General features: G+C 37.6%; 27 protein-coding genes. 16 read left to right on the forward strand and 11 right to left on the reverse strand.

Going from position 1 to position 25,881, the window contains the following annotated elements:
• Window positions 1-52 precede the first annotated feature (52 nt).
• The 3 genes from AC1Z3T_RS04915 to AC1Z3T_RS04925 all read right to left on the reverse strand — a co-directional run bounded on the left by AC1Z3T_RS04915 (window position 53) and on the right by AC1Z3T_RS04925 (window position 2,641).
• A complete protein-coding gene (locus AC1Z3T_RS04915; RefSeq protein WP_100885112.1) occupies window positions 53-1,216 on the reverse strand; it encodes a ribosomal protein uL16 3-hydroxylase in 1,164 nt (387 codons plus the stop codon).
• A gap of 427 nt (window positions 1,217-1,643) precedes the next feature.
• Window positions 1,644-2,237 carry a Maf family protein gene (locus AC1Z3T_RS04920; protein ID WP_100885113.1) on the reverse strand — a complete coding sequence of 198 codons (594 nt, stop codon included), beginning with the start codon at window positions 2,235-2,237 and terminating at the stop codon, window positions 1,644-1,646.
• A gap of 20 nt (window positions 2,238-2,257) precedes the next feature.
• A complete protein-coding gene (locus AC1Z3T_RS04925; protein WP_004720680.1) occupies window positions 2,258-2,641 on the reverse strand; it encodes a DUF2237 family protein in 384 nt (127 codons plus the stop codon).
• A gap of 139 nt (window positions 2,642-2,780) precedes the next feature.
• Between AC1Z3T_RS04925 and AC1Z3T_RS04930 the strand changes: the two genes are divergently transcribed.
• From AC1Z3T_RS04930 to AC1Z3T_RS04950, 5 genes are all read left to right on the forward strand, one after another.
• Window positions 2,781-3,968, forward strand: a complete 1,188-nt coding sequence (locus AC1Z3T_RS04930) for a phosphoglycerate kinase (protein ID WP_004830913.1) — start codon at window positions 2,781-2,783, stop codon at window positions 3,966-3,968.
• A gap of 147 nt (window positions 3,969-4,115) precedes the next feature.
• Window positions 4,116-4,394, forward strand: a complete 279-nt coding sequence (locus tag AC1Z3T_RS04935) for a hypothetical protein (protein ID WP_483396493.1) — start codon at window positions 4,116-4,118, stop codon at window positions 4,392-4,394.
• 128 nt (window positions 4,395-4,522) lie between these two features.
• The gene (gene fba / locus AC1Z3T_RS04940; RefSeq protein WP_004830911.1) at window positions 4,523-5,560 is read left to right on the forward strand and encodes a class II fructose-bisphosphate aldolase; all 1,038 of its coding nucleotides are present in this window, start codon (window positions 4,523-4,525) and stop codon (window positions 5,558-5,560) included.
• A gap of 134 nt (window positions 5,561-5,694) precedes the next feature.
• Window positions 5,695-6,546: a DMT family transporter gene (locus tag AC1Z3T_RS04945; RefSeq protein ID WP_009585004.1), complete on the forward strand. Its 852-nt coding sequence runs from the start codon at window positions 5,695-5,697 to the stop codon at window positions 6,544-6,546.
• A 195-nt stretch (window positions 6,547-6,741) separates the two neighbouring features.
• Window positions 6,742-7,341: a GNAT family N-acetyltransferase gene (locus AC1Z3T_RS04950; protein ID WP_100885115.1), complete on the forward strand. Its 600-nt coding sequence runs from the start codon at window positions 6,742-6,744 to the stop codon at window positions 7,339-7,341.
• 56 nt (window positions 7,342-7,397) lie between these two features.
• Here AC1Z3T_RS04950 and AC1Z3T_RS04955 read toward each other — a convergent pair whose 3' ends face one another.
• The 5 genes from AC1Z3T_RS04955 to AC1Z3T_RS04975 all read right to left on the reverse strand — a co-directional run bounded on the left by AC1Z3T_RS04955 (window position 7,398) and on the right by AC1Z3T_RS04975 (window position 11,260).
• Window positions 7,398-7,940, reverse strand: coding sequence for a CbrC family protein (locus tag AC1Z3T_RS04955; RefSeq protein WP_009584983.1), 543 nt, complete (start codon window positions 7,938-7,940; stop codon window positions 7,398-7,400).
• Between the two features lie 38 nt (window positions 7,941-7,978).
• On the reverse strand, window positions 7,979-9,019 hold the full coding sequence (locus AC1Z3T_RS04960; protein WP_004830907.1) for an AlbA family DNA-binding domain-containing protein: 1,041 nt from the start codon (window positions 9,017-9,019) through the stop codon (window positions 7,979-7,981).
• A gap of 199 nt (window positions 9,020-9,218) precedes the next feature.
• Window positions 9,219-9,857: a DUF4304 domain-containing protein gene (locus AC1Z3T_RS04965; protein WP_042087091.1), complete on the reverse strand. Its 639-nt coding sequence runs from the start codon at window positions 9,855-9,857 to the stop codon at window positions 9,219-9,221.
• Window positions 9,858-9,898: 41 nt separating this feature from the next.
• Window positions 9,899-10,582, reverse strand: coding sequence for a hypothetical protein (locus AC1Z3T_RS04970; protein WP_005029133.1), 684 nt, complete (start codon window positions 10,580-10,582; stop codon window positions 9,899-9,901).
• Window positions 10,583-10,609: 27 nt separating this feature from the next.
• Window positions 10,610-11,260 carry an A1S_1983 family putative colistin resistance protein gene (locus tag AC1Z3T_RS04975; RefSeq protein ID WP_005029131.1) on the reverse strand — a complete coding sequence of 217 codons (651 nt, stop codon included), beginning with the start codon at window positions 11,258-11,260 and terminating at the stop codon, window positions 10,610-10,612.
• A gap of 102 nt (window positions 11,261-11,362) precedes the next feature.
• Here AC1Z3T_RS04975 and ispF point away from each other — a divergent pair, with 102 nt between their 5' ends.
• Window positions 11,363-11,857 carry a 2-C-methyl-D-erythritol 2,4-cyclodiphosphate synthase gene (ispF, locus tag AC1Z3T_RS04980; protein WP_005029128.1) on the forward strand — a complete coding sequence of 165 codons (495 nt, stop codon included), beginning with the start codon at window positions 11,363-11,365 and terminating at the stop codon, window positions 11,855-11,857.
• Window positions 11,858-12,183: 326 nt separating this feature from the next.
• Here ispF and rpsT read toward each other — a convergent pair whose 3' ends face one another.
• Window positions 12,184-12,450 (reverse strand): 30S ribosomal protein S20, encoded by a 267-nt coding sequence (gene rpsT, locus AC1Z3T_RS04985; protein WP_004720657.1) that lies wholly within the window; start codon window positions 12,448-12,450, stop codon window positions 12,184-12,186.
• Between the two features lie 213 nt (window positions 12,451-12,663).
• Here rpsT and AC1Z3T_RS04990 point away from each other — a divergent pair, with 213 nt between their 5' ends.
• From AC1Z3T_RS04990 to AC1Z3T_RS05035, 10 genes are all read left to right on the forward strand, one after another.
• Window positions 12,664-13,329 (forward strand): Rossmann-fold NAD(P)-binding domain-containing protein, encoded by a 666-nt coding sequence (locus AC1Z3T_RS04990; RefSeq protein ID WP_100885116.1) that lies wholly within the window; start codon window positions 12,664-12,666, stop codon window positions 13,327-13,329.
• Between the two features lie 12 nt (window positions 13,330-13,341).
• Entirely contained in the window at window positions 13,342-13,854 is a 513-nt protein-coding gene (rraA, locus tag AC1Z3T_RS04995; RefSeq protein ID WP_100885117.1) for a ribonuclease E activity regulator RraA, read from the forward strand.
• A gap of 43 nt (window positions 13,855-13,897) precedes the next feature.
• A complete protein-coding gene (locus AC1Z3T_RS05000; RefSeq protein ID WP_100885118.1) occupies window positions 13,898-14,692 on the forward strand; it encodes a glutathione S-transferase N-terminal domain-containing protein in 795 nt (264 codons plus the stop codon).
• A gap of 42 nt (window positions 14,693-14,734) precedes the next feature.
• On the forward strand, window positions 14,735-15,217 hold the full coding sequence (locus AC1Z3T_RS05005) for a DUF6678 family protein (RefSeq protein WP_100885119.1): 483 nt from the start codon (window positions 14,735-14,737) through the stop codon (window positions 15,215-15,217).
• 201 nt (window positions 15,218-15,418) lie between these two features.
• Window positions 15,419-16,360, forward strand: a complete 942-nt coding sequence (locus AC1Z3T_RS05010; RefSeq protein WP_100885120.1) for a Dyp-type peroxidase — start codon at window positions 15,419-15,421, stop codon at window positions 16,358-16,360.
• A gap of 111 nt (window positions 16,361-16,471) precedes the next feature.
• Window positions 16,472-16,828, forward strand: coding sequence for a hypothetical protein (locus AC1Z3T_RS05015; protein ID WP_004830897.1), 357 nt, complete (start codon window positions 16,472-16,474; stop codon window positions 16,826-16,828).
• Window positions 16,829-17,285: 457 nt separating this feature from the next.
• The gene (locus tag AC1Z3T_RS05020; RefSeq protein WP_100885121.1) at window positions 17,286-17,813 is read left to right on the forward strand and encodes a hypothetical protein; all 528 of its coding nucleotides are present in this window, start codon (window positions 17,286-17,288) and stop codon (window positions 17,811-17,813) included.
• A 66-nt stretch (window positions 17,814-17,879) separates the two neighbouring features.
• A complete protein-coding gene (gene mfd, locus AC1Z3T_RS05025) occupies window positions 17,880-21,341 on the forward strand; it encodes a transcription-repair coupling factor (RefSeq protein WP_100885122.1) in 3,462 nt (1,153 codons plus the stop codon).
• A 229-nt stretch (window positions 21,342-21,570) separates the two neighbouring features.
• A complete protein-coding gene (locus tag AC1Z3T_RS05030) occupies window positions 21,571-22,005 on the forward strand; it encodes an HIT domain-containing protein (protein ID WP_004830893.1) in 435 nt (144 codons plus the stop codon).
• Window positions 22,006-22,062: 57 nt separating this feature from the next.
• On the forward strand, window positions 22,063-23,499 hold the full coding sequence (locus AC1Z3T_RS05035) for an adenylate/guanylate cyclase domain-containing protein (protein WP_004830892.1): 1,437 nt from the start codon (window positions 22,063-22,065) through the stop codon (window positions 23,497-23,499).
• Between the two features lie 136 nt (window positions 23,500-23,635).
• Here the strand turns inward: AC1Z3T_RS05035 and fdx are convergent, their stop codons facing one another.
• The gene (gene fdx / locus AC1Z3T_RS05040; protein ID WP_004830890.1) at window positions 23,636-23,974 is read right to left on the reverse strand and encodes an ISC system 2Fe-2S type ferredoxin; all 339 of its coding nucleotides are present in this window, start codon (window positions 23,972-23,974) and stop codon (window positions 23,636-23,638) included.
• A gap of 17 nt (window positions 23,975-23,991) precedes the next feature.
• Window positions 23,992-25,851 (reverse strand): Fe-S protein assembly chaperone HscA, encoded by a 1,860-nt coding sequence (gene hscA / locus AC1Z3T_RS05045; RefSeq protein WP_100885123.1) that lies wholly within the window; start codon window positions 25,849-25,851, stop codon window positions 23,992-23,994.
• Between the last annotated feature and the right edge of the window lie 30 nt (window positions 25,852-25,881).

Genomic DNA, 25,881 nt, shown 5'->3' on the forward strand with positions numbered 1-25,881 from the left:
GAATTTTCAGGCTTTATCTAAGCGTTGCATTGTTAGAGCTAGATTGCGAATTTTATTCGTCAGTGGGAACAAGCATCAAGATAGATTCATTTAATAAACCTGCAATATCTTCTAAAATTTCTTGTTCAGATAAATGCTGGTCTAAAGGTATAGCGAGTCCATCTGCAATCTGTTTTAAAAATGGTGTAAATACAGTAGAAATACAGATAGATTCACCATTTGCCCAGAACAATAGTTGATTGTTTTGTTCAAGATAGATCAATCTTGATGCAGGTTCGATTTGGAGTAAGTAACCTTGCTCAAGTACTTCTTCCAAATCACCCGTCCCAATTGCTTCCGCATCTGGAATATTTTCAGGATATTTAGGTTCAGCCATTAAACTCATAATCGCGTCTTCTAATACATCAGATTGATTTAATTGAGCCAATAATTCTGTTTTTAAATACTCGAGTTCAGCTTGAGTCACTTGCCCAATTGGGTTTTGCTTATGTCGTAATACATCTAGTAAGGGATTACGTAAGCGTTGGTCTTCTACAAACTTATCACTTACACGATCCATCATGTCGGCAATATTTGGCATACGGAAACCAAAAGAGTAGGTGAGGCATTCGTCCTCTGCAACACCATAATGTGCTAAGCCTGGAGGTACGTAAAGCAAATCTCCGGGTGCTAAAACTTCATCAAAATTGATCTCTATATTGGGTAGCAACTTTAAAGGTTGTCCTTCGACAAACTCAGACTCGGCATCACACATTTGCCCCAACTGCCAACGTCGATGTCCAAAGCCTTGTACGAGAAAAACATCATAAAAGTCAAAATGCTGACCGACTGAACCACCTTTAGGTGCGTAAGAGACCATGATGTCATCACGGCGCCATTGAGGAATAAAAGGAAATTTCTTCCAAAGTTCTGCCAAGTCGAAAGAGTAGTGATCAACTGCTTGAACCAATAAGGTCCAAAGTTTAGGCATTTTTTGAAAATCACCTTTGATGAGAGGGGAGATTTTTACTGACCATTGATTTGGGTCTTTGTCTTTTTGTTTGATTAGGCGTGCAGTGATGTTTTTATCAAGTGCAAGCTCCATCACGTCATCAGGTACTAAAATCTCAGCAATTTCAGGAAGTGCGTTGCGGACCAATAATGGTTTTTTTTGCCAATATTCTGTGAGAAATTGTTCAGCAGTAATTCCACCAAGAACATCTAAAGGAAGTGACATGAAAATAGCCTAAGCAAATTTGAATCTATAATGTGCTATTGTCTTATGAGATGAAAGTCGGTGCAAGTATTTGTAATTTTATTCAAAATATATTGATATAAAATGAGAGTTATCCATACTTTCCTAAAGTAAAAAGTCTGTTATCAGCTATGATTAAAAAAACTACAATATCTTTGAAAAGTCTTTCGATTTAAAAGAAAGTTTTCAATTGGATTGATGGATATGGATTTGTTCTGATTTCTTATTATTTTGATCCCAAAAAGTAATAGCGCACAAAACGCTTCCAGTATTATGCGCATATCGGCAACTTATTATCAAAGGCAAGCATGTGTCTTTGCCAGCTTGAGTAGTCGATGAAACACAAGTGAATGACCTAAGCGAAGCTGAATTAAATCAAAAGATAGTAATAATTTCATCACAGCATTAATTAAGGTAATGCTAGTCCCAACTTTCTTAAAATTCTACATAGCTGAATCATGGGCATACCCATCAAGGTTGTTTGGTCTTGCCCAATCATTTGTTCAAACAAACTGATGCCTAGACTTTCACATTTAAAACTACCAGCACAATGTAAAGGTTGGTCGATTTCAATATACCGCTCAATTTCTGCAAGCGTTAAATCACGAAATTTCACATGATAATGTTCGACCAAAGTATGTTCAAAGCCTGTAGCTAAGTGCTGAACACTTAAAGCAGTACTAAAAAAGACATTTTTACCAGAATTTGCTTTAAGTTGTTGAATTGCCTTATCTATGGCTAAGGGTTTTCCAATAAATTCTTGAGGGGCATTTTCACGCCATGCGACTTGATCTGACCCGATCACAATTGCATTGGGATGTGCCTTTGCAATGATTCTAGCTTTTTCAAAAGCCAAGCGTTTCGCCAGATCATCTGCATGAGATTCATTTTTTGGAGACTCGTCAATATCAGGTGAAATACAACGATACTCCAAGCCTAAACGATTCATTAAATCTTTACGGGTTTGACTGGAAGATGCCAAAATAATTTCAGAATGAGTCATGTTTCGTCTTATCAGCCCAGTTATACTGCGTATTCCATTAAAAGATCTAAAGGCACATACGCCAGAACAGCTTGATGGCATGCTTGTAGTTTCACTCGAGGCGCCATGTCATTTTGGTAAGCTTCAACCCAACGAGTCACACATAAGCACCAGAAATCTCCAGGCTGAAGTCCAGGAAAGCCGTGTTCAGGAAGAGGTGTAATTAAATCATTACCCACTTTTTGAGAAAAATTGAGAAATTCAGAGGTCATTTCAGCACATACGGTATGTTGACCTAAATCCGTTGTGGCTGTGTGACAAAAACCATTACGAAAATAACCAGTGATGGGTGAAAAGCAACAACTTGCTAAAGGCTCACCTAAAACATTTAAACCATTGATTTTAGGATCTGGATGAAAAGACATAAGCGTATAAAATTAAAAAGTTTGTCCTATAATAATCAAATCTCAACATTTCTACAGCTTTTCTACAAAAGTATCTAACCTTTTTTTGTGTAATCATTTAGAATCTACGCGATTTTTAATATCTATAAGAGAGCTATACATGAATTTTCAGCGTATGACTGACCTCGATTTAACAGGCAAGCGTGTACTTATTCGTGAAGACTTAAACGTACCTGTTAAAAATGGTGTGATTACCAGTGATGCACGTTTACGCGCTGCGTTACCAACTATTAAATTAGCCCTTGAGAAAGGGGCTGCGGTAATGGTTTATTCTCACCTTGGTCGTCCAGTTGAAGGTGAACCAAAAGAAGAACAATCATTGGCTCCTGTAGCAGCTTATTTGACTGAGGCATTGGGTCAGGAAGTTAAATTATTTACAGAATATTTAGATGGTGTTGAGGTTGCAGCTGGTCAAGTTGTTTTACTTGAAAACTGTCGTTTCAATGTCGGTGAAAAGAAAAATAATGCTGATCTTGCAGCAAAATATGCAGCACTTTGCGATGTATTTGTCATGGATGCATTTGGTACTGCGCACCGTGCGGAAGCTTCAACTGAAGGTGTTGCTCGTTTAGCAAAAGTTGCAGCAGCAGGTCCATTGCTTGCAGCAGAATTAGATGCTTTAGGTCGTGCGCTTCAAACACCTGAAAAGCCAATGGTTGCAATTGTTGCAGGTTCAAAAGTTTCAACCAAGCTTGATGTTTTAACATCACTTTCAGACATTTGCGATCAATTGATTGTGGGTGGTGGGATTGCCAATACTTTCTTAGCCGCAGCGGGTTTCAATGTCGGCAAATCATTATGCGAAAATGATTTAATTGATACCGCTAAAGCAATCGCTGCTAAAGTATCCGTTCCACTTCCTACAGATGTTGTGGTTGCGGATGCTGCAGAAATCGATTTTGCAGACTTCTTAGGTTCATTGGCAAAAGCGAAAGCAGTGGTTAAAAAGGTTGAAGATGTTGCTGACAATGACATGATTTTAGATGTTGGTCCAGAAACAGCGCAAATGTTTGCAGAGATTTTAAAGACGTCGAAAACAATTCTTTGGAATGGTCCAGTTGGCGTTTTTGAAGTTGATCAATTTGGTGAAGGTACAAAGACACTTTCATTGGCAATTGCTGAATCGGCAGGATTCTCGATTGCAGGTGGTGGTGATACTTTAGCTGCAATTGATAAATATGAAGTTGCTGACAAAATTGGTTATATTTCAACAGGTGGTGGTGCATTCCTTGAGTTTGTTGAAGGAAAAACCCTTCCAGCAGTTGCAGTTTTGCTTGAGCGTGCATAATTGATATTTAAGCAATGATGACGTTTTTATGAAGGGCTGACCATGTGTCAGCCTTTTTTCATAAAGTTGATTCACTTTAAAGTAATAAAAATGAAATATAACTGCAATAAACTAAGATAAATCCAATCACCAACACTGGGAAATGTGATGAAATTAAAATTTGCACTTGTCGCTCTTATTTTTGCTCCTTTGGCACTTACAGCATGTTCTAAAAAAGAACAAGCGCCAGCTTCGGAACAAACTTCTACTTCTGAAGCTGTTGCAACTGAATCAGCAAATACGACTCCAGAACAACAAGCTGCGATTGATGCAATTGATCAACCTGTTTTGGATGAAAAAAATACTGATGTTCCTGCTGAGAAAGCCAATGCACCTGCTGATGCAGCAACTCCAGCGACAGAAGAAGAAGCGTCTAAAGCTCAATAATCTTTTTAAATGTTGTTATTTGTTAAAAGTCCTCGCAAACGCGGGGATTTTTTATGAAATAGTCAATATTGTTGCTGAATTGAAATAAATCAGCATGTAGAATATGGGGCATTACTTGGGAGGATATTATGGCTCTTATTTCATTGCGCCAACTCTTGGATCATGCCGGTGAGCATAGCTACGGTGTTCCAGCGTTTAATGTAAACAACTTAGAACAAATGCGCGCAATTATGTTAGCCGCTGACGAAACAAATTCGCCTGTAATCGTGCAAGCTTCTGCTGGTGCACGTAAGTATGCAGGTGCACCTTTTTTACGTCATCTAATTCTAGCTGCGATCGAAGAGTGGCCGCATATTCCAGTGGTGATGCACCAAGATCATGGTACAAGCCCAGACGTTTGCCAACGCTCAATCCAACTAGGCTTTTCATCAGTGATGATGGATGGTTCATTGGGTGCTGATGGTAAAACACCAACCTCTTATGAATATAATGTCGATGTAACTCGCCGTACTGTTGAAATGGCACATGCTTGTGGTGTTTCGGTAGAAGGTGAAATTGGTTGTTTAGGCAGCCTTGAAACAGGTATGGCGGGCGAAGAAGATGGTGTGGGCGCTGAAGGCGTTCTTGATCATTCTCAATTGCTAACTTCTGTTGAAGAAGCTCGCCAATTTGTATCTGATACCAATGTTGATGCTTTAGCTATTGCTGTTGGTACTTCACATGGTGCGTACAAATTTACACGTCCACCTACAGGCGATATCTTAGCGATTGACCGTATTAAAGAAATTCATGCAGCACTTCCAAATACTCATCTTGTTATGCATGGCTCAAGCTCTGTACCACAAGAGTGGTTGGCTGTGATTAACCAATATGGCGGCGACATCAAAGAAACTTATGGTGTTCCGGTTGAGCAATTGGTTGAAGCCATCAAACATGGTGTACGTAAAATCAATATTGATACAGATTTGCGTTTAGCTTCTACTGGTGCAATGCGTCGTATGATGGCTGAAAAACCAAGTGAATTTGATCCACGTAAATTCTTTGGTGAAACTGTCGAAGCAATGAAACAAATTTGTGTAGATCGTTACACAGCATTTGGTACTGCAGGTAATGCAGACAAAATTCGCCCAATTTCTTTAGAAAAAATGGTTGATCGTTATAAATAATATTTAATGATGATTGAACATAGAAAGCCCACTCTAGTGTAGTGGGCTTTTTGCTGGCTAAATGTTAGACAACGTTATTCTGGGATAAATTTTTCGAAAATTTCTCCAACAAACTGATCGGATGAAACTCAATTATGGAACTCATATTTTCAGCAGCTTTATGTAGTGTGTTGGTCTCAATGCTTTTAAAATTTACCAAACAAAAAGGCTTTGATGCATTACAGATGATTGCTTGGAATTATGCGATTGCAAGTTTATTGAGTTATCTTTGGTTTAAGCCAGATTTGGTGCATATTTCAATTTCAAATACACCTTGGTGGTTGATTGTTGGGCTTGGGGTTGTGTTACCGAGTATTTTCTTTTGTTTGTCTAAATCATTACAAAGTGCAGGAATACTGAGAACTGAAATCGCTCAGCGTTTATCGGTTGTTTTATCACTTTTGGCTGCATATTTTTTATTTCAAGAACAGTTCAACCAATTAAAAATAATCGGTATTGGTTTAGGGATTTTTGCAGTTTTATGTATTGTACTTTCACATTCGGATGCATCAAATCAATCTATTAATAAAAAGGGCATGCTTTACTTACTCAGTGTATGGGGAGGCTATGCCTTAGTTGATATTTTATTGAAATATACAACCAGTTTGGGGCTTCAATTTCCAGTCACACTCACCCTGATGTTTATCTGTTCTTTTGTCTTATCAATAGGCTATTTAGTACTTCAAAAGACACAATGGAAAATCCAAAATTTATGTGCAGGACTGGTGTTAGGCGTTTTAAATTTTGCCAATATTGCATTGTATGTCAAAGCTCATCTTTTACTCAAAGATTCTCCTGCAGTTGTTTTTGCTGGAATGAATATTTTGGTGGTCTTAATGGGGGTGATGGCAGGTTTGGTAATTTTTAAAGAAAAACTCAAAGTTGTTACAGCTTTAGGTTTAGTTTTGGGTTTACTCGGTGTGATTTGCCTAGCGTTGGCGATTTAGATTCTAAAATTAACCTGTGGCTTTAGCCTTTTAAATTTTCAAATTTTTAACGAATTGCGTTGTGGAATCATGGTCTAAAAAATGATCTCTTGCCATCGTTTGAAAAGTTGTCATGATTACTTCATATTTTGATCATAAAAGATTCAAAAATATAGCGGACAATCGGGGAGCTTCTTCTACATCGGTGTAACTGGTATGAATCAAGATATTTTTTCACCGCTTTATGCAGCCTTGCAAACACCGCATGTACAGCTGTTGCCCATGCAGGCTGAGCACGAAAAGGCGCTAATCGAGGTATGTAAAGATGGAAAACTATGGCAGCTAGAATATACTTCGGTGCCACATTACACGCAGATTCAGACCTATATCGCTAAAGCGCTTGAGCAAAAGTCACAAGGTTTACGTGTTCCATTTGTAGTTTTAGATCAACATACACATCGTATCGTCGGTACAACCAGTTTTAGAGATTTTGTTTGGGATGTACGTCGGGTTGAGATTGGTTATACCTGGTATGCCCAATCTGCTCAACGTAGCCACATCAATACCAGTTGTAAATTTTTACTTCTTCAATATGCTTTTGAGACTTTACACGCCAATTCAGTTGCGTTACGTACGGATATACGCAATGTAAAGAGTCAAAAAGCAATTGAACGATTGGGTGCTCAACGGGATGGTATTCTACGTCAAGATGCCCTAAGAAAAGATGGCTCTGTTCGAGATACGGTGATGTATAGTATTTTGAAAGAAGAGTGGCTTGAGATTAAACAGCATTTGGCTCAATTATTATCTCGCTAGGCGATTGATAAAGTTACTATTTATTGAGCCACAAGTATACTGTTTTATTTCTCTTTTTAACTACAATCAATATGTAAGCGATGTTGTTGGCAATGAAGGCATTGAAACAGATAACCTGTTAAATCACCATCGATCCTGAGGTGATCCTGGATAAGCTCTACTGGATAACCATTTTCTTCGATATCGGCTTGGACTTCTTCCCAAATCGGTTTAAGCATTTCACTATCTGCATAAGCGATAAACTGGCATGGCTCATTGCAATGTACCAACCAAACTTCTTGTTGCCAACTATGATAACTTGGTGTTCGGGTACAGATTTCATTTAAAAATTCAGGATCGATTTTCGGGGATGCATCATCAGGGTTTGAAGAAACGCCTTCAATGCCACAGTAATCATTGTATTCACCATCATATTTTTGTGCTGCTGCACCATTGGCAATACACCACGGACAGATATAATCGGGTTCATCTACGCTATAGAAAGAACATACGTACTTTAAATCACGTTGTTCATTGCAAATCGAACAAATACCATTTTCTTTTTCAAACAGATTCAGTTTGTATGCATTGGGATGATATTTAAACTGGGGATAATTCATATTTTAATTCTTCTCGATCAATGTTTTAAGTAACGAGGCTAACAATAAAATTCTACACGAAAACTTTCGATAAGTTCAGGTGGGACACGTGTTGTTTGTCCATTGGTTCGCATAAATAACTCACCTTTATAGTATAAAGGGCGATCGGACTTATTACATTTGAACACCAAGATAGTTTTTCCTTGAATCTGTATTTCTTCCAAAGTCGTGTAAATATTTGAGATTTTATTGCTTTCATGAGCAAGTTTATCAATCAAACTTCTTTTCATTAAATCAAGTGAATCATTAAAATGTTCAGCAAGTTCCTGTTCAATACCCACGATTTTTAGATCATCAGCTACCCCAATAAACACATAACCATTTCTTGTATTCATAAAGGCAAAACAGGCTTTCACCCATTTGTCAGATTTACGATTGGTGAGTAAATCTGTAGTACGCTCTTTAAATTCGACCCTTTGATTTTCACCCAGTTGTATCAGATTCAAATAGAAGTCAGAGTGAGCAATCTGTTGATAATTTTTTAAAGTATTTTTAATTTTTTCTAATGATTTATAAGCCGTTACGGTTTCTAAATTATGAATATCTTGCCATTGATAAATCAGTTTAGTTTTTAGCTCATTTGCAACTTTGGGGTCTGCAATATATTCAAAGCTCGCGCTAAGTTGCTGCAAAATGTCTCTATAAATGTCATGGCTTAAAACAGGAATGGAAATTTTATTGAAGGTATCTCTGATTTTTTCTAATTTTTTATGAACCTCAAAAGGGTCCTGATAAAAACTCAAGTATTTTAATTCATTTAAAATGTGTTCATAAGGGCGATGAAATGAGCTTGGAAAAAGTTGCTTCGGCGGGGTATTAATATATTTTTCAATTTGTTGGAAATAATGTCTAAGTGTTGGATATTTTAAAGCTTGGTAAATGTTGATTTCAAATTTATCAGAAAATGGGGTGGTGGTGTAAGCTTGAAAAAAAAGTAAAGTTTGAATCTCTTTGTATTTATTGGGGTAGTCATGCCAATGAGTTTCTAGAAACTCATTGAAATTCTTAAACTTATTGGTGATATACATGTTCAAATCCATAGCAACACCTTTTATCCTCTATCATTTGGTGTTCGGTATTTACAACAAATATGTCATCAGACTATTTATATATACTTATATATAAGTGAAATGGGGCAGGAAATAAAGTGTAATGATTTAAATCGTATATTTAAAGTTGTTAGAAAATATAACAAATATTTCAATTTGATGAATAAACACTGAGTTTGAATTTAGAGATTCATTGGGTGATTTGCGGAATAGCCAAACTTGGGTCTTGAAGGAAAGCTTCTAAACGGGCTTTCAAGGATGTTGCACGCTCAGGGACAGAGGGAAGTGCAACTTCTGCTAAATCTTTTACCAGTTCCAAATCACCTGCTGCAGCAGAGACATAGCATAAAGTACACATTTCACTTGGATGTATAGGTTCTTTGATTGCCTGTGTTGCCTTTTTGATGAAATCTTCTGGCCATTGTGCCATTTCTCCAAAAAAAAGCTGACTTTGGCGATCCCATTCAGAAACTAAAAATTCAACCATTTGAATCGCATCTTGCTCTGATTGGGTATATGACCAATCACTATCATAGTCATTCACTAAACCAGAAATAATTGAACCACGCCATGCGCAGTCATAATCACGCATTTTTTCAAACTCTAAGCGTCTCCCCGTACAACCCATTACATATTCACCTAATGGAATAAGATGTATGCCTAGATTAATTTGAAAACAGTGTCTTTTTTTGAAATGCTGAATATCAACAATTCGAATCACTTCACCATCCACTTGCCAGAATACATCAGCTTTTTTAGTAAAGCCTTGTGCTTTTAAAAGTGGATAGAATTGATTACGTAATAGTAGCGAAATAAATTTTTTATCCATGTTAAATATCGCCCAAGTTTGGTTGAATATGTTAGAAAAAACTAAGTTTGGACAACATAACCAAACAACCCTATTAAGCTCCCATTGGCTGTTAAACCTAAGGCAAGCCTTGGTAATACACAACCCGTAATCACTGTTCCTTTGGGATAGTTTTTATCATCAATTTGCTCTAATAATGTTGCATCACCGATACGGATAAAGGCGGAGTCAATAAAATCTTGTTGTTGAGTAAACCAAGCTCGCATATTTTGCCAAGGTTCAAAATAACTTTCAGGTGATCCTTCACCATCTTGCTCAACTTCATTCCACCATATTGTATTCGTAGAGAATGGTTCTACCGTAATTGTTGCAAGCGGAAAAATCGTATTGGCAAATGCGTGTTGAATGAGCTCAGCGCTAATTGTCTTATTGCTTAAACCATTTGCATAGGCGATATAAAATGCTTGAAAATAATCACCAGAATTTGATCCCATGCCAACTTCTACATTTGCCATAATCTTGGTAATTTGAGTACTGAGCTTTTGGCACAACGCTAATTCGTTCTCATCAATTATGTGATTTAGACGTGTTGGATGTTTTGTAATCGTTCCATCATTATAGACTTGGGTAAAACGTGAAAGAATATTATTCGGCCATTCATCTTGGTCTGAACCCACATCATAGTTTTGTATGCATTCTGATAATATCGCTAATTTTTCTGGATCAAGCTCAAGTTTTATATTCATTATTTTCTCCTGATCGTGTTTTAATTGCTAATCATAAAGGCGATAGATACCACTAAAACGTTCACAACCTTTTTGTTGTGTGGAAACAGATAAAATCGCTTTTTGGAAGTTTAATGTGTATTTACAGTCGTGTTCGTTGTCTAAGATTTCATTCTTTTTTTCAGGGGTCGTATATGCCAGCAATGAAACGGTTTGAGCTTCTTTGCGATTATTAGGATTACGGTATGCAATCCCTTCAACTTTAATGCGATCCTTACTTAATTGGTGTATTTGCAAATGAATCGGTTGTTTTGCAATTTTTCCATGTTCATATTTAATAAAGTGCTGTGTAAGGCTTTGATTCATCGATGTGTAAAAGTTTAAATCTTCAAGGCGAATATCAAACTGTTGTTTGAGGCAATCTGAAGTTTTACATTGGCTTAAACGGTTAAGCCATAATTGATGGGTATCATTGACTAAGCGTACAGGCGCATCAGTAACCAGATAGGTAGTGAGGTAACTTTCATTAAGCTGACCACGAAGTTCTTTGTAGGGTGTACTACACAGTTTCTTTAATAAAGCAGAGTCTTCATGTTTGCAGTCAATCGGGAGTGCATAAACAGCAGACGTGCTGATACAGCTCAAAATGAGACCAGATAAAAGTGTTTTAATTTGATTAAATTCTGTATTCAACAGCATGATCGCTTATACTTTCACAATGTTTGCATACGTACTATAGCGAAAGAGAAAGTACGAATACAAGATTTTTACAACTTAAAAACTGCATAAAGGGAGTTGAAAATGAGCATACCGATTCGTATAGGGCAAGGAATGGATGTACACGCCTTTGAAGAGGGTGATTTTGTCACTTTGGCAGGTATTCAAATTCCTCATACTCATGGCTTAAAAGCCCACTCAGATGGTGATGTAGTACTTCATGCATTGTGTGATGCCTTGTTAGGCGCATTGGCACTTGGTGATATTGGGCAGCATTTTCCTGATACGGATGCAGAATTTAAAGGAGCAGATAGCCGAAAATTATTAAAACACGTTTATCAATTGGTTTTAGATCGTGGCTATGTGTTGAATAATGCCGATATTACGGTTGCTTGTGAGCGTCCAAAATTAGCCAAGCACAATTTGGAAATGCGTCAAAGTATCGCTGATGTGTTAGATGTTGAAGTAACTCAAATTAGTGTGAAAGCAACAACCACAGAAAAATTAGGTTTTACAGGGCGTCAGGAAGGAATATTGTCAACAGCAACAGTTTTGATTTCACATCATGTTAAGGCGTGAGTAGAAATAATAATTGCCTTTTTTTAAAGAGAATGTGATAGCTCTCAGAGATAGAAAAGCTAATAAGCTTTAATTTAGATAAATGGCTTAAAGGTGGGGGCTTGAGTTTTGCAGGAGGAAATATGTCAAAGTTCACTGCAAAGCAACAAGCATTTATTGAAGAACATTTAATTGACCTAAATGCTATATAAGCAGATAGTCAATACATGATCTCTAAAAAATAAAGTCCATTTGATTTATTCGAAAATATTGTAGATACCTTGTGTAAGTTATTGAGTTTTAGGTACAAAAAAAGCCCTGTAAAGGGCTTTTTTTACATGCATAAATTAGTTAGCTAAAGCTTTAACTTGTGCATTTAAACGGCTCTTATGACGAGCAGCTTTGTTTTTATGGATGATACCTTTATCAGCCATACGGTCAATTACTGGAACCGCAGCTTTATAAGCTTCAGTTGCAGCAGCATATTCACCAGTAGCGATTGCAGCGATTGTGCGTTTGATATAAGTACGTACCATAGAACGCAAGCTTGCGTTGTGTTTACGTGCTTTAACGTTTTGACGAGCACGTTTTTTTGCTTGAGCAGAGTTTGCCACTCGTGCACTCCTTGATTAGATTGGTCTGGGCGGGCTGAAATCACATCTGAAAACCAACATCAGAGGATTATCACCAGCCCGTAAACAAGTGCCATATTGTGATTAAAGAGGTCGGCAAAGTCAAGTCTTGACATGCTTTGACAACATTTTTGTTGAAGAAAAATTTGAAATAAAACGTTAGATTAGTAGTAAATCTAGGAGATTGTTTAAAAAATGACTAATTCGATAAAAAATGCGATTGTGATTGGAGCAACAGGTTTAGTCGGTCAATGTTTAATTGAGCAACTTAATTCGCTTGCAGAATGTGAAAAAATTACCGTAATTGTTCGTCGTCAAATTGCTGAATTTAACCCATACAAAAAAGTTGAGCAATTCGTCTTAGAGGATTTTCTGTTATTAAATGATCAAGATGTGAATGGCTATAGTCATGCCTTTAGTTGCTTAGGGTCTACCATCAAAAAAGCAGGCTCTAAAGAAGCTTTTTACAATATTGATTTTGAAATTAATGCGCACTTTGCAGATTTATTTGAAACAACAGAAACACATTTAATTTTAGTCAGTGCTATGGGCGCAAATGCGGGTTCACCAATTTTTTATAACAGGGTTAAGGGTGAACTTGAGACCTATATTCAGAAACTAGATTTATATCGCTTTTCAATTATTCGACCATCTTTATTGTTGGGTGAAAGAAATGAAAAAAGATTTTTTGAGGATGTGTCACAAAAGCTTTATAGACGATTTTCACACTGGGTACCTAATTCTTTTAAATATAAGCCAGTGACAGCACAGCAAGTGGCTCATACTATGGTCGAGGCTGCACAAACGCAAACTCAAAAAATTGAAATTTATGATAATTTACGCATACAAAATTCCAAATAAGGGAGAACTAAAGTGACAACATTACCTTTTGTAACTTGTGATTTACTCGATGACAATCCAGATAAAGAAATCCAAACGCTGATTCCATCATTGGATGGTAAGTTTTTTAAAAGCTATGGGGCACGCAAAACCTTTGGTGGTCAAATTGTGACAGTGAAATGTTTTGAAGATAATTCTCGTGTAAAAGAGTTATTAGCGACAGAGGGCGCTGGTAAAGTCTTGGTTGTGGATGGCGGTGCATCCATGCGTTGTGCATTAATGGGCGATATGATTGCTGAATCTGCGGTAAAACATCACTGGAATGGCGTCATTATTTATGGCTGTGTTCGTGATGTAGATGCGCTTGCTGAGCTTGATTTGGGAGTACATGCATTGGCTTCAATTCCGCAAAAAAGTCATCGTAAAGGCATAGGCGAAGTCGATCTTCCGCTATATTTTGGCAGTGTAAACTTTAATTCTGGTGATTATGTCTATGCGGACAATAACGGAATTGTGGTTTCAAAAGAAAAATTAGTGGATTTCTAGACACTTTATAAAAAGTATAGAGTGACTGCTCGAGGGTAGCAAAATGGTACATCATCAAATAAAAGTCGTACAAGCATTGGCTTCAACACTGACTGCAGGAGGGCGTGGGGTAACTGGAACTGCGTTTCCAAATCAGCCAGAACAAGCTTTAAAATTATATGAGTTTGAGGGTTCGCCATTTTGCCGCCGTGTACGTGAAGTGATGACTTTGCTGAATTTGGACTATGAAGTATATCCATGTCCTAAAGGTGGAAATAAATACCGTAAGATTGTCAAAGAAAATGGTGGCAAATTACGTTTTCCTTATTTTGTGGATGAAAATACTGGAACAGCCATGTATGAATCAGTGGCTATTATTGATTATTTATTCAAACATTATGGTAAAAGTGGTAAAACTCCAAAGAAATACGCACATTATCCGAAATATCCAGTGGTTGCTTTGGTGGGAACCGTTATTAATGGCGCACGTGGTGTATGGGTAAATCCAAAAATTATTGATCGTGCTGCGCCTGAAAAATTACTCGACTTGTGGGGTTTTGAAGCAAGCCCATACACGCGTATCGTGCGGGGTGTATTAACAGAACTGGAAATTCCATTTGTATTCCACAATGTTGCAAAAGAATGTTGGCAAGACCAAGGTCCAGCAGCTTTACGTTTAAAACCAGGTAAATATGTACCACTAAAGGGTGGAAAGCGTGAAAAAATTGTTCCTGTTATGGGCAGAGTTAAGCAGGACATTCAAGTACCATATTTGGAAGATCCAAATACAGGCGCAAAATTGTTTGAATCTGAGTCAATTGTGAATTATTTGCAAAAGCAATATGGCGAGTTAACATAACTAAAGCACCTGATTTAAGCTACTTTGTGTAAAGAGTGTAATGTGGGTATCCCTGAAAATTATATCGAATATCAGTATCATATAGATGCATTGAAAAATGATTCTAATTATAAAAAGCAGGTTTTGAAGATCCGAGAAATTGTACAGCAGCGACAGTTGGCATCCTATATGAGTGATTCAAAATGGATCAGACTTCTAGATGCCATCAATCGCTTGGATTTTCCACCTGCTTTTATGACGAAACTGCTCAAAGATCCAATTGATCAAAATACGGAAACACAATTCTTAAATACAGTCCCGTGGTACTTTGGGGATTGGCAACCATTTTATCAAGAAGGCATGCCTATTTTTAACAGTATTGAATATCTGATTGTAAAACCGATGTTAAGTGAACATCAAGGACGTTTAATTGCTGACAAAATTTTAGATCAGACTGATCAATTTCGAAATATTTTGAAAAGTTTGAATGTGATGTATCAGGAATACGAACACAACGGTAGTTTTAAGATTTATGCATACCGATAGCAAAAGGATTGAAAACACCATTCGTCAGCATCTTATGTGATTAGCGAGTTGATTTTGTTTTTTAAATATGTGAACTATGCTTTTTTGTTGTTGTCTAAACCATCAATTCCATAGAAAAATATCATGATTACACGGATAAAACTTAAGCTTAAAATCAGTCTATGATAGATTGTCACCAATAAAATATACTTGAGAACTGGAATGACTTTAACTCGAATTCAACCTGTGATAAATCGCCCAGGAGAAAATGCTTTATTTATTGTATTGGGTTTAAAACAAGGGGCTGAGGTTATCGATACGGTGATTGATTTCGCAGCTAACTTTTCTGCATTAACACGTAGTTTAAGCAACCGTTATCCTGATGAACAATTTAGTGCTGTATTAGGATTTGGTGCACGTGCTTGGGATTGTTTATTTCCAAATCACCCTAAGCCACAAGAATTAGAGACGTTTAAAGAAATACAAGGACCTAAATACACCGCTGTATCTACTGATGGAGACTTATTCTTTCATATCCGTGCAAATCGCCAAGCATTATGTTTTGAACTGGCGGATATCATCAATACGCAATTAAAAGAGGTGAGTTATCCGATTGATGAGGTGAATGGTTTTCGATATTTTGATGGTCGTGCGATTATTGGCTTTGTGGATGGTACTGAGAATCCTGAAACGGAAATTGCCGCAGAATACGCTTTAGTGGGTAATGAAGATCCATTATTTAAAGGTGGCAGTTATGCCTTCATTCAAAAATATATGCACGATATGGATAAGTGGCGAGAGCTAAGTGATGAAGAACAAGAAAAAGTGATTGGACGGAAAAAGTTTAACGATGTTGAGTTGGGGGATGATGTCAAACCCAAAACAGCACACAATGTGGTCAGTAAGGCGCATGATGAGCAAGGCAATGAATTAAAAATCATGCGTGCAAATATGCCTTTTTCCAATCCATCTAAGAACGAATATGGTACTTTCTTTATTGGTTATGCCCGAAAATTTAGTGTCACTCGACAAATGTTGGAGCATATGTTTCAAGGGGATGATGAAGGAAATTTAGATCGTTTGCTTGATTTTAGTACGGCTGTAACAGGAACACTTTTCTTTGTACCTACCGTAGATTTCTTAGATGACTTGGGCGATGAATAAATCATTAATTGGTATGAGCAAAGAAGGGCGTGAAAACGTCCTTCTTACAGCGATTTCTAGCTGAATTTGTTAAGATACTGGTTTGTATTGTTTATGGGTTGAGTTTTAAACATGTTAACGAAGATAGCAGCTTTATTTAAAAACAATAGAAACTCAGCGGAACAAGCTTTTTTACAACAACATCATATTCAAATTGATGCTGAAAATGGTTTTGTTGTTGATGGTATAGTTTTAAATACAGAATTGGCGGAACGACTTGAATACTTTTCTAATCGTAAACTGAATAATTTTGATGATTTGCAGGCACTGTTTTATAAAGCAATCTTGATCAATGAAAAGATTGATTTAGAAATTGCCTCAGGTCGTTATGTCGCTCGATTAGGCAATACTGAAGAAAATCTAAAGCAGTTTAAAGAAATTGTTCGGAAACTAAATGACTACTATAAAGAATTTAAAAGAGAAAAATAAATCATTATATAAATGTTAGGCTCCATGACGATTATTAACTTTTCGCAAAATGTATATTCATAGATATATATAAATGATTTGAAGCATGTGCGGAATTTTTTTAATGATGACAAGAACTGGAAAAGATTGATAGGGTCTGTGGACATTTCATAAATGGCTTGCGTTGTAGGTTAAAATTGAGCAGGTATGAGGAGTATACTCCGCAAGGAAATGAAGAGAATAGCGAGACTATTTTTAAGTTTCATAACGTAGCCTGAGATAATTTTAGCCACAACCCTGAGCAAGAACAAAGCACTGCTTTGTTTGCAGCGCAAGGCGCAGCGGGGACTAGCGTGTTTTTTGTCGCTTCGTCGTTACGAACTACTTATTTAGAATGACTAAATTTCGTATTTCGCGCCTAGAATCGTCTAAAAAACACACATAGTCGCAAACATAGACGAATTGTCCACAGACCCTAATGTTAATTGCAAATAATTGGGCTGAAGCTGTTGAGCTAGCTGGAGAATTTATTCAATTTATAGAGGGTGATAATTTTTTTAGTCAACCTTATACATCGAATAAAGATTATTTTATTACTTCAGACATCAGCTTAGCGATGGATTTTGCAACGGACAATAGTTGGGAGAAATTTACAGATTGGGAAACAGTCATTGACTCACAGTTTCCAGAAGATTTTGATTGGAAATTGAATTCAAGAATTGATTATCAATTACAGCAAAATAACTATTACGATTTGTTCACAAAAAATTTGAATGGATTACTTGAAAAGTGGACAACATTTGATGGAATAGGAATAGCTCACGAATTAATCATGCATGATATCGGTTATATTTTTAATTGTTATGCAAATGGCTATTTTCCACCGATTTGGCAAGAGATTTTACAGGTTTATTATGCAGGCGGTCTACCTTGTGGTTGGCATGGGTTTTATCCTGATGGGAAATTAGTCGTATTTAGTCATCAGCCAAATAAATTGAACAAATAAAATCACTGAACTCAACAAAGTCATCATGTTAAACTATGGCTTATGTCTTTTAGACCCGATACAAATATGTTTAAACAAGAAATCTCTGACCTTAATTTAAAACAACTGAAAGCAGGCGAAAAGCGCTGGATTGGTACAATGCTTGGTTCTTCTGCTGCCTTACTTTTTAAGGAAATAACGGAGAAGTCTGAGCAGCTGTTTGTGCTGGTCGCGCGTAATAATCAGCACTTAACACAACTTGAAAGTGAACTTGAATTTTATGGTGTTAAACCGACAATTTTTCCGGATTGGGAAATATTGCCATATGATCGTTTATCACCTCATCAAGATATTGTGTCTGAACGGCTGTCTATTCTTGCCAATATGCCCCAAAAAGGTATTTTGTTGGTATCGGCTACAACATTGGCACAGCGTGTTGCACCTACATCATGGATTTTAGGGGAACATTTTGATATTAAGGTTGGTCAGAAGTTTGATTTAGAACAACAAAAATTAAAACTAGTTCAAGCAGGTTACCATTTAGTCGATACGGTTTATGATCACGGTGAGTTTGCGGTACGCGGTAGCATCATGGATATCTATGCATCTGGGCAAAGTGCACCGATTCGTATAGATCTGTTTGATGATGAAATCGACAGTTTAAAATTTTTTGATCCTGAGACCCAAAGAACCACAACAAAACTTGAGCATTTCACTGTATTACCCGCAAAAGAATTTCCTTTAAAAGAAGCACGCTCTATATTTAGAGATCGCTATGCGGAAAGCTTTCCAACAGCAAATCCTAAGAAAAATCCAATTTATCAAGATGTATTAGAGGGAATTGCATCGCCAGGATTAGACTTTTATTTTCCATTATTTTTTACCCAAACTGCAATGCAGACACAAAGTTGTTTGACATCGTACTTACCAAGCAATGCAATTGTCATTACAGATAAGTATATTGAAGACGGTTTAATCCAGTTTTGGGCAGATGTCATGCGTCGTTATGAAGATAGACGGCACAATATTGATCAGCCATTACTGCCACCTGAAGAAATTTTTATACAGCCCAATCAGCTGTTTGAACAGTTGAATCAATTTGCAAGAATTATTGCATCTACAGAGCAGATTGAATTAAAAGCAGGCTGTATTAATTTATCTGTTCAAATACCGCCAAAATTACCTGTTGATCCGAAGCAAGAGCAACCTTTTAAGGTCGTCAAGCAATATGTCGATGATGCCAATCATCCTGTGTTATTGGTGGCTGAAAGTGCTGGACGTCGTGAAACCTTAAAAGATGCGTTAAGAGCAAGTTTAGGGGAAATTCCTGTTGTAGAGAATTTCCAAATTTTTCAGCAATCAAATTTTTCCGTTGCGATCACAAACGCGCCTTTAGACCGCGGTCTAGTGATTAGTGATGAGTTGTCGGTAATTTCTGAAAATCAGCTTTATGAACATCGCGTTGTACAGCGCCGTCGTAAGCGTCAACAGGAAGTTTCAGAAGAGTTTTTGATTCGAAGTTTGACTGAACTGAATATTGGTGCACCTGTGGTTCATATCGATCATGGTGTTGGTCGTTATGCGGGTTTGGTTACACTGAATATCGATGATCAGGATTATGAGTTTTTGCAACTCAACTATGCAGATGATGCAAAAGTTTATGTGCCTGTGACAAATCTACATCTTATTAGTCGTTTTAGTGGTGGTGATCCAGACTTAGCGCCTTTGCATAAGCTTGGAACTGATGCATGGAACAAAGCGAAACGAAAAGCCCTCGAACAAATTCACGATGTCGCTGCTGAATTATTACATATTCAAGCGCGACGCCAGTCAAAACCGGGTATCAGTTTTGAATTAGATCAAAGTGCATATATGCAGTTTTCCAGTGGCTTTGCCTATGAAGAAACGCTAGATCAAGCCAATGCAATCGAAGCAACATTATATGATATGCAACAAGCCAAACCGATGGATCGCTTGGTCTGTGGTGATGTGGGATTTGGTAAAACAGAAGTTGCGATGCGAGCAGCCTTTGTTGCCGTTCAGAACAATCGACAAGTGGCGGTTCTTGTTCCAACCACATTGTTGGCACAACAACATTATGAATCCTTTAAAGACCGATTTGCTGATTGGTCCATCCGTGTTGAAGTACTTTCACGTTTTGGTACCAGTAAAAGTCATGTCAAAACAATTGAGGATTTGGTCGAGGGAAAAGTTGATATTGTCATTGGAACCCACAAAATTCTTCAGGAAAATGTGCAATTCAAAAACTTAGGTTTGATGATTGTGGATGAAGAGCATCGTTTTGGTGTGCGAGATAAAGAGCGCATTAAAGCCATGCGTGCTGATGTCGATATGCTGACATTGACAGCTACACCGATTCCGCGGACGCTGAATATGGCATTTGGGGGAATGCGTGATCTTTCGATCATTGCAACGCCACCGGCACGCCGTTTAGCTGTGAAAACTTTTGTCAATGAGCAAACCAATGAAACCATGAAGGAAGCAATTTTGCGTGAATTGCTTCGTGGCGGTCAGGTCTACATCTTACATAATGAAGTAGATACCATTGAACGTGCTGCAGAGAATATTCGTCAATTGGTTCCTGAGGCACGTGTCGCTGTTGCACATGGTCAAATGCGTGAGCGTGAATTAGAACAAGTCATGCAGCAGTTTTATCATAAAGAATATAATGTCTTGGTGTGTTCGACCATTATTGAAACGGGAATTGATGTGCCGAATGCCAATACGATTATCATTGAACGTGCTGACAAGCTAGGGCTTGCGCAATTACATCAGCTGCGTGGTCGTGTAGGGCGCTCACATCATCAAGCGTATGCATATTTGATGGTACCTTCGCTTAAAGGTCTAAAAGGTGATGCAGAAAAACGTTTAGACGCAATTTCAAGAGCATCAAATCTTGGTGCTGGGTTTATGTTAGCGACAGAGGATTTAGAAATACGTGGCGCTGGTGAGTTACTGGGTGAACAACAAAGTGGTTCAATGAATGCTATCGGTTATAGTTTATATATGGAAATGTTGGCCAAAGCGACGAAAGCCATTCAACAAGGTAAAACGCCTAATTTTGATACACCACTTTCGCTCACCTCTGAAATTACTTTACACATGCCAGCATTAATACCTGATGAATACTTAGGTGATGTACATCAACGACTGATGTTCTACAAACGGATCAGTAATACAGATACAGCCGACAAATTAGACAATATTCGGATGGAGCTGATAGACCGTTTTGGTGTGCCGCCACAACCCGTCAAGCAGTTATTTAGTGTGCATCAAATCCGTATCAAGGCAGAGCAGTTAGAAATCACCAAAATTGATATTGGGGCACATGGTGGGGTGATTGAATTTTCACCTTATACACCCGTGCAAGCAATCAGTATCATTCAAATGATGCAAAAACATCCGACCTGGTTCCGTATGGAAGGTGGTCAACGTCTGAAAGTGATGGTGATGTTGGAAGAATATGAGAAGCGCATTCAGTTTGTACAAGATTTATTGAATAACTTGCTTGCTGAATTAAAGCGTTAATTTATCAATATGTTGAAGATGAATAATCTTTATTCAGAACTGAGAAAAAATCATGAAATTTTTTCAGAGATGATCTTGAAAAAAAACAATGATTCTATAAAGTGTAATTGTGATCAGGTTCAAAGCAAACTGTGTTTATTTGTACCGAAACACGAGATAACCAATATTCACACGAAAACCGATGTGTTAGTATTAGCCATCCTTTTAATTTTGCGTCATTTATAAAGATATGTTTAGTTTGCATCCACAACTTGCTCAAGATACTTTTTTTGTAGGCGACTTTCCGCTTTCAACATGTCGTTTAATGAATGATATGCAATTTCCGTGGTTAATTCTTATTCCACGTGTACCTGGTATCACTGAATTATATGAATTGAGTCAAGCTGATCAAGAACAGTTTTTGCGTGAGTCGAGCTGGTTATCTAGTCAACTGTCACGTGTTTTCCGCGCTGACAAGATGAATGTGGCTGCATTGGGTAATATGGTCCCACAATTGCATTTTCATCATGTCGTGCGTTATCAAAATGATGTAGCTTGGCCTAAGCCTGTATTTGGTTTACAAGCTGTTCCATATACCAATGAAGTGTTGGCACATATGCGTCAGACATTAATGTTGGCATTGCGTGGTCAAGGTGATATGCCGTTTGATTGGCGTATGGACTAAGTTTTTAAAACAGCACAAGGGAAGTGTTTAATAAAATGACATTCGAGGTAAAATATTTTGCCATTTGAACGTATGTTAGATAAAGAGCCTAAGCAATTTGAAATATTCCAGCGCTTTATGGGATATTTGATTATTGCACTGCTTGTTATCATTTATTATTTTACTTCTCCTGTTGCTAACTATCAGTTCTATGTTCCCTTTTTTATTGGTTTTATTTTCTTAGCCAGCCCCAAATTTTCTCGATGGCTGGAATATTCATACGGCTCAAAAATCCGTAAAAATATCTATTTTTTGGTGGATGTTATTGTTGTTTCGACAGCACTAGCAGCAGTACATTTAAGTCTAGTTGTTTCTTTTGTACTTTTATTTGCGCTGATCTATACCGCCATCAACAGTAAAATTTCTTTCATGATGGCTTCTTTGGCTATCTTGATTGCTTTTATTGTTTTCTATACCAATATTATTTTCATTTTTGGCTTTTACGATTATTTCCAGCAAACCAGCCCTGAACTTTCTGTGCTGTCTTTTATTGGAATTATTTTGTTTGTTAATATCGGTAATTATTATCAAAATCGTCGTATTAAAAGTGTAGAAATCAAAAAAAATACCTATTTTAATGAAATGAATCGCTATATTGAGTTGTCAAATCAACTCAGTCGATATGCTCCATTGCAGCTTTGGCAAGCCATCATGCGTGGTGATACTGAAGCGAAAATTGAATATAAACGTAAAAAGATCACTGTTTTCTTTTCAGATATTCAGGGCTTTACTGAGTTATCAGAAACATTAATTCCTGATGATTTGGCATTTGTACTCAATGATTATCTTAGTCATATGACTGAAATTGCCAAGCAATATGGTGCGACCATTGATAAATTCATGGGCGATGCGATTCTGATTTTCTTTGGTGATCCAGATTCGCAAGGTGTGGAACAGGATGCTAAAAACTGCATCGATATGGCAATTGCCATGCGACAGCAAATGAAGTTTCTACGTGAACGTTGGGTGAAAATGGGCTATGCGCCATTGCATATCCGTATGGGGGTAAGTACGGGCTATTGTCACGTTGGAAATTACGGTGCTGTACATCGTATGGCTTATACGATTGTTGGTCGCGATGCAAATTTGGCAGCGCGTTTACAGTACGCTGCGGATATTGATGAAATTCTTGTTTCAGATGAAACCTATAAATTGATTAAAAATGATTATCTCTGTGCGCCAAAATCACCAATTGAATTAAAAGGTATTCAAGGTAAAGTGAGAACTTGGCAGGTCATGGAGAAATACTCAGCCAGTAAAAATGAAAATCAGCAATGGTTTGACTATGAATATAAAGGTTTTCATTTGGTGCTTAATTTAGAAGAAGTGCAAAACTTTGAGTATCCAGAGCTGGTTGAAGTACTTGAAAAAATGGTCGATCGTATTAAAGTTCAGCAGCGACTGACCAATGCGCAAGGTGTTGCAAGACTAAATGCTGAAGATGAAATTCGCTAGGCAGGTTTAAAATTTTACATTGAACATTCAAGTCTGTTGTTATCACTTAAAGACTGAGCAATAAGTAAAAGTAAATAAAAACCACTCATGTTGAGTGGTTTTTATTTACTTTTTATTCAGCACTTTTAAAAATTATTTAGTGGTTTTCAGAAGCATGGTTAATGGTGTATTTAGGAATTTCAACTTCCATATCTTCATCCGTGATTTTAACTTGGCAAGAAAGTCGTGAGTCAGGTTCTAAGCCCCAAGCACGATCAAGTAAATCCGCTTCAATATCATCCATTTCTTCAAGTGCATCAAAACCTTTGCGTACAATGACATGACATGTTGTACATGCCTTAGACATATCGCAGGCATGTTCAATTTTAATACCATTGCTTAATAAGCTTTGGCAAAGATTGGCATTTGGTTCAACTTCAAACTCAGCACCATTCGGACAAATTGTTGCATGAGGTAGTACTTTAATACGTGGCATAGTCTTTACCTTATAAATTAGTTTGAGTTTGACCAGTCATCAAGTTTAGTGCCTTTGAGCGCTTGATCGATATGCTGATTCATTCGTTCTGCAGCAAAAGCATCACTATGAATTTTTAATTGCTCAACAGCATGTTCGATAGATTTGATATCGTCTGTTTCAAGCTGTACTTTTAAATGTTCGGCTGCAAGATTTAATCCTTGCAATTGTTCAGGATCGAGTAATTTGCTGTCCACTTTCAATGCTTGTTCTAATGCCTCGAGTTCACGACGAGCCTCAACCTTTGTTTCATTCAAGTGACGTAAATGCTTGTCTTCTTCAGCGAACTTATAACCATCAATTAAAAGGCGTTCGGTATCTGCTTCTGAAAGACCGTAAGAAGGTTTGATGTCAATCTTGGCATGAACACCAGAAGTGGTTTCTTTTGCAGACACGGAAAGTAAACCATCGGCATCAACTTGGAATGTCACTTCTATACGCGCTTGACCAGCGGTCATAGGTGGAATGCCGTGTAATACAAAGCGCCCTAAGCTACGACAGTGTTCGACCAAATCACGTTCACCTTGAACAACATGAATCAACATGGCAGTTTGACCATCTTGATAGGTCGTGAATTCTTGACGGCGTGCTACAGGGATTGCTGTATTGCGAGAAATTAGACGCTCAACCAGCCCACCCATGGTCTCAAGACCCAGTGAAAGAGGGGTTACATCGAGCAGTAATGAACCATCTTTTGAATTACCAATCAGTTGATTCGCCGTAATAGACGCTCCAATGGCAACGACTTCATCAGGATTAATTGTACAGAGTGGTTCTTGGTTAAATACTTCACGAACGGCTTTTTGAACAGCATAAGAGCGAGTAGAGCCACCTACAAGTACCACATTTTGAATATCATCAAGTGTAAGCTTTGCATCGCGCATTACGCGTTTACATACACTTATTGTTTTATCAAGTGCTACTTGGATAATTTGTTCAAAGGTTGCGCGATCTAGTGTAAGATGGTGTCCCAGTACTTTTATATCAACAGATTCTGCATCACTCAAGCCTTCTTTGGCTTTGCGTGCAGAAACTATGAAATGTGCATATTCTGCATCATCCAAAGTCTCAATATTAAGTTGTTTTTTTGCCCATTTCACAATCAAACGATCTAAATCATCGCCGCCGAGTGCGGTGTGACCACCTGTGGCTAAAACTTCAAAAACACCTTGCGAGAAACGTAAGATAGAAACGTCAAAAGTACCGCCACCTAAATCGTAGATGACGTAATTACGATCTGTTGCAAGGTTGGTGTCTTGATCTAAACCATAGGCTACGGCTGCCGCAGTAGGTTCGTTTAATAAGCGTAATACATTCAGCCCCGCCAATTCTGCTGCATCACGTGTAGCTTGGCGTTGAGCTTCATCGAAATATGCAGGAACTGTAATGACAGCACCATTTACAGGATTACTTAGACTCTTTTCAGCACGATCTTTTAATTGCTTTAAAATTTCAGCTGAGATTTCTACAGGTGTTTTTCGACCTTGTGTGGTTTCAAAAGTCGGCATTTCATTATCAGCGCCTGTTAAAGTATGCGGATGTTGAAATTTAATATCAGCTTTTGAACGCCCCATAAAGCGTTTTACAGAAACGATCGTATTTTTGGGATCAGTTGTGATGAATGGTTTTGCAGCATCACCATATTCTGTTGAGTTTTTAGAATAATGCACAATAGAGGGAAGTAACACACGACCTTGTTCATCATTCAGCACTTTGGCTTTGCCTGAAAGTACTGTAGCAACCAACGAATGCGTTGTACCCAAGTCTATTCCAATGGCAATACGGTGTTCGTGTGGCGCACTTGATTGTCCTGGTTCAGCAATTTGCAAGAGTGCCATTTGTTACATCCTTAAAATAAAAGCTAAAAA

The sequence above is a fragment of the Acinetobacter sp. B-6 genome, assembly GCF_056930735.1.

What these genes read in the sequence shown, in the direction of transcription:
- AC1Z3T_RS05015 (WP_004830897.1), top strand. Translation starts at nt 16,472, where the DNA reads ATGTTAACGAAGATAGCAGCTTTATTTAAAAACAATAGAAACTCAGCG.
- AC1Z3T_RS04955 (WP_009584983.1), bottom strand. Translation starts at nt 7,940, where the DNA reads ATGAATTATCCCCAGTTTAAATATCATCCCAATGCATACAAACTGAAT.
- hscA (WP_100885123.1), bottom strand. Translation starts at nt 25,851, where the DNA reads ATGGCACTCTTGCAAATTGCTGAACCAGGACAATCAAGTGCGCCACAC.
- AC1Z3T_RS04965 (WP_042087091.1), bottom strand. Translation starts at nt 9,857, where the DNA reads ATGGATAAAAAATTTATTTCGCTACTATTACGTAATCAATTCTATCCA.
- AC1Z3T_RS04930 (WP_004830913.1), top strand. Translation starts at nt 2,781, where the DNA reads ATGAATTTTCAGCGTATGACTGACCTCGATTTAACAGGCAAGCGTGTA.
- AC1Z3T_RS04935 (WP_483396493.1), top strand. Translation starts at nt 4,116, where the DNA reads ATGAAATTAAAATTTGCACTTGTCGCTCTTATTTTTGCTCCTTTGGCA.
- AC1Z3T_RS04920 (WP_100885113.1), bottom strand. Translation starts at nt 2,237, where the DNA reads ATGACTCATTCTGAAATTATTTTGGCATCTTCCAGTCAAACCCGTAAA.
- AC1Z3T_RS04925 (WP_004720680.1), bottom strand. Translation starts at nt 2,641, where the DNA reads ATGTCTTTTCATCCAGATCCTAAAATCAATGGTTTAAATGTTTTAGGT.
- AC1Z3T_RS05010 (WP_100885120.1), top strand. Translation starts at nt 15,419, where the DNA reads ATGACTTTAACTCGAATTCAACCTGTGATAAATCGCCCAGGAGAAAAT.
- mfd (WP_100885122.1), top strand. Translation starts at nt 17,880, where the DNA reads ATGTTTAAACAAGAAATCTCTGACCTTAATTTAAAACAACTGAAAGCA.
- AC1Z3T_RS04975 (WP_005029131.1), bottom strand. Translation starts at nt 11,260, where the DNA reads ATGCTGTTGAATACAGAATTTAATCAAATTAAAACACTTTTATCTGGT.
- AC1Z3T_RS04950 (WP_100885115.1), top strand. Translation starts at nt 6,742, where the DNA reads ATGAATCAAGATATTTTTTCACCGCTTTATGCAGCCTTGCAAACACCG.
- AC1Z3T_RS04915 (WP_100885112.1), bottom strand. Translation starts at nt 1,216, where the DNA reads ATGTCACTTCCTTTAGATGTTCTTGGTGGAATTACTGCTGAACAATTT.
- ispF (WP_005029128.1), top strand. Translation starts at nt 11,363, where the DNA reads ATGAGCATACCGATTCGTATAGGGCAAGGAATGGATGTACACGCCTTT.
- AC1Z3T_RS04970 (WP_005029133.1), bottom strand. Translation starts at nt 10,582, where the DNA reads ATGAATATAAAACTTGAGCTTGATCCAGAAAAATTAGCGATATTATCA.
- AC1Z3T_RS04990 (WP_100885116.1), top strand. Translation starts at nt 12,664, where the DNA reads ATGACTAATTCGATAAAAAATGCGATTGTGATTGGAGCAACAGGTTTA.
- fba (WP_004830911.1), top strand. Translation starts at nt 4,523, where the DNA reads ATGGCTCTTATTTCATTGCGCCAACTCTTGGATCATGCCGGTGAGCAT.
- fdx (WP_004830890.1), bottom strand. Translation starts at nt 23,974, where the DNA reads ATGCCACGTATTAAAGTACTACCTCATGCAACAATTTGTCCGAATGGT.
- AC1Z3T_RS05020 (WP_100885121.1), top strand. Translation starts at nt 17,286, where the DNA reads ATGTTAATTGCAAATAATTGGGCTGAAGCTGTTGAGCTAGCTGGAGAA.
- AC1Z3T_RS05030 (WP_004830893.1), top strand. Translation starts at nt 21,571, where the DNA reads ATGTTTAGTTTGCATCCACAACTTGCTCAAGATACTTTTTTTGTAGGC.
- AC1Z3T_RS04960 (WP_004830907.1), bottom strand. Translation starts at nt 9,019, where the DNA reads ATGGATTTGAACATGTATATCACCAATAAGTTTAAGAATTTCAATGAG.
- AC1Z3T_RS05000 (WP_100885118.1), top strand. Translation starts at nt 13,898, where the DNA reads ATGGTACATCATCAAATAAAAGTCGTACAAGCATTGGCTTCAACACTG.
- AC1Z3T_RS04945 (WP_009585004.1), top strand. Translation starts at nt 5,695, where the DNA reads ATGGAACTCATATTTTCAGCAGCTTTATGTAGTGTGTTGGTCTCAATG.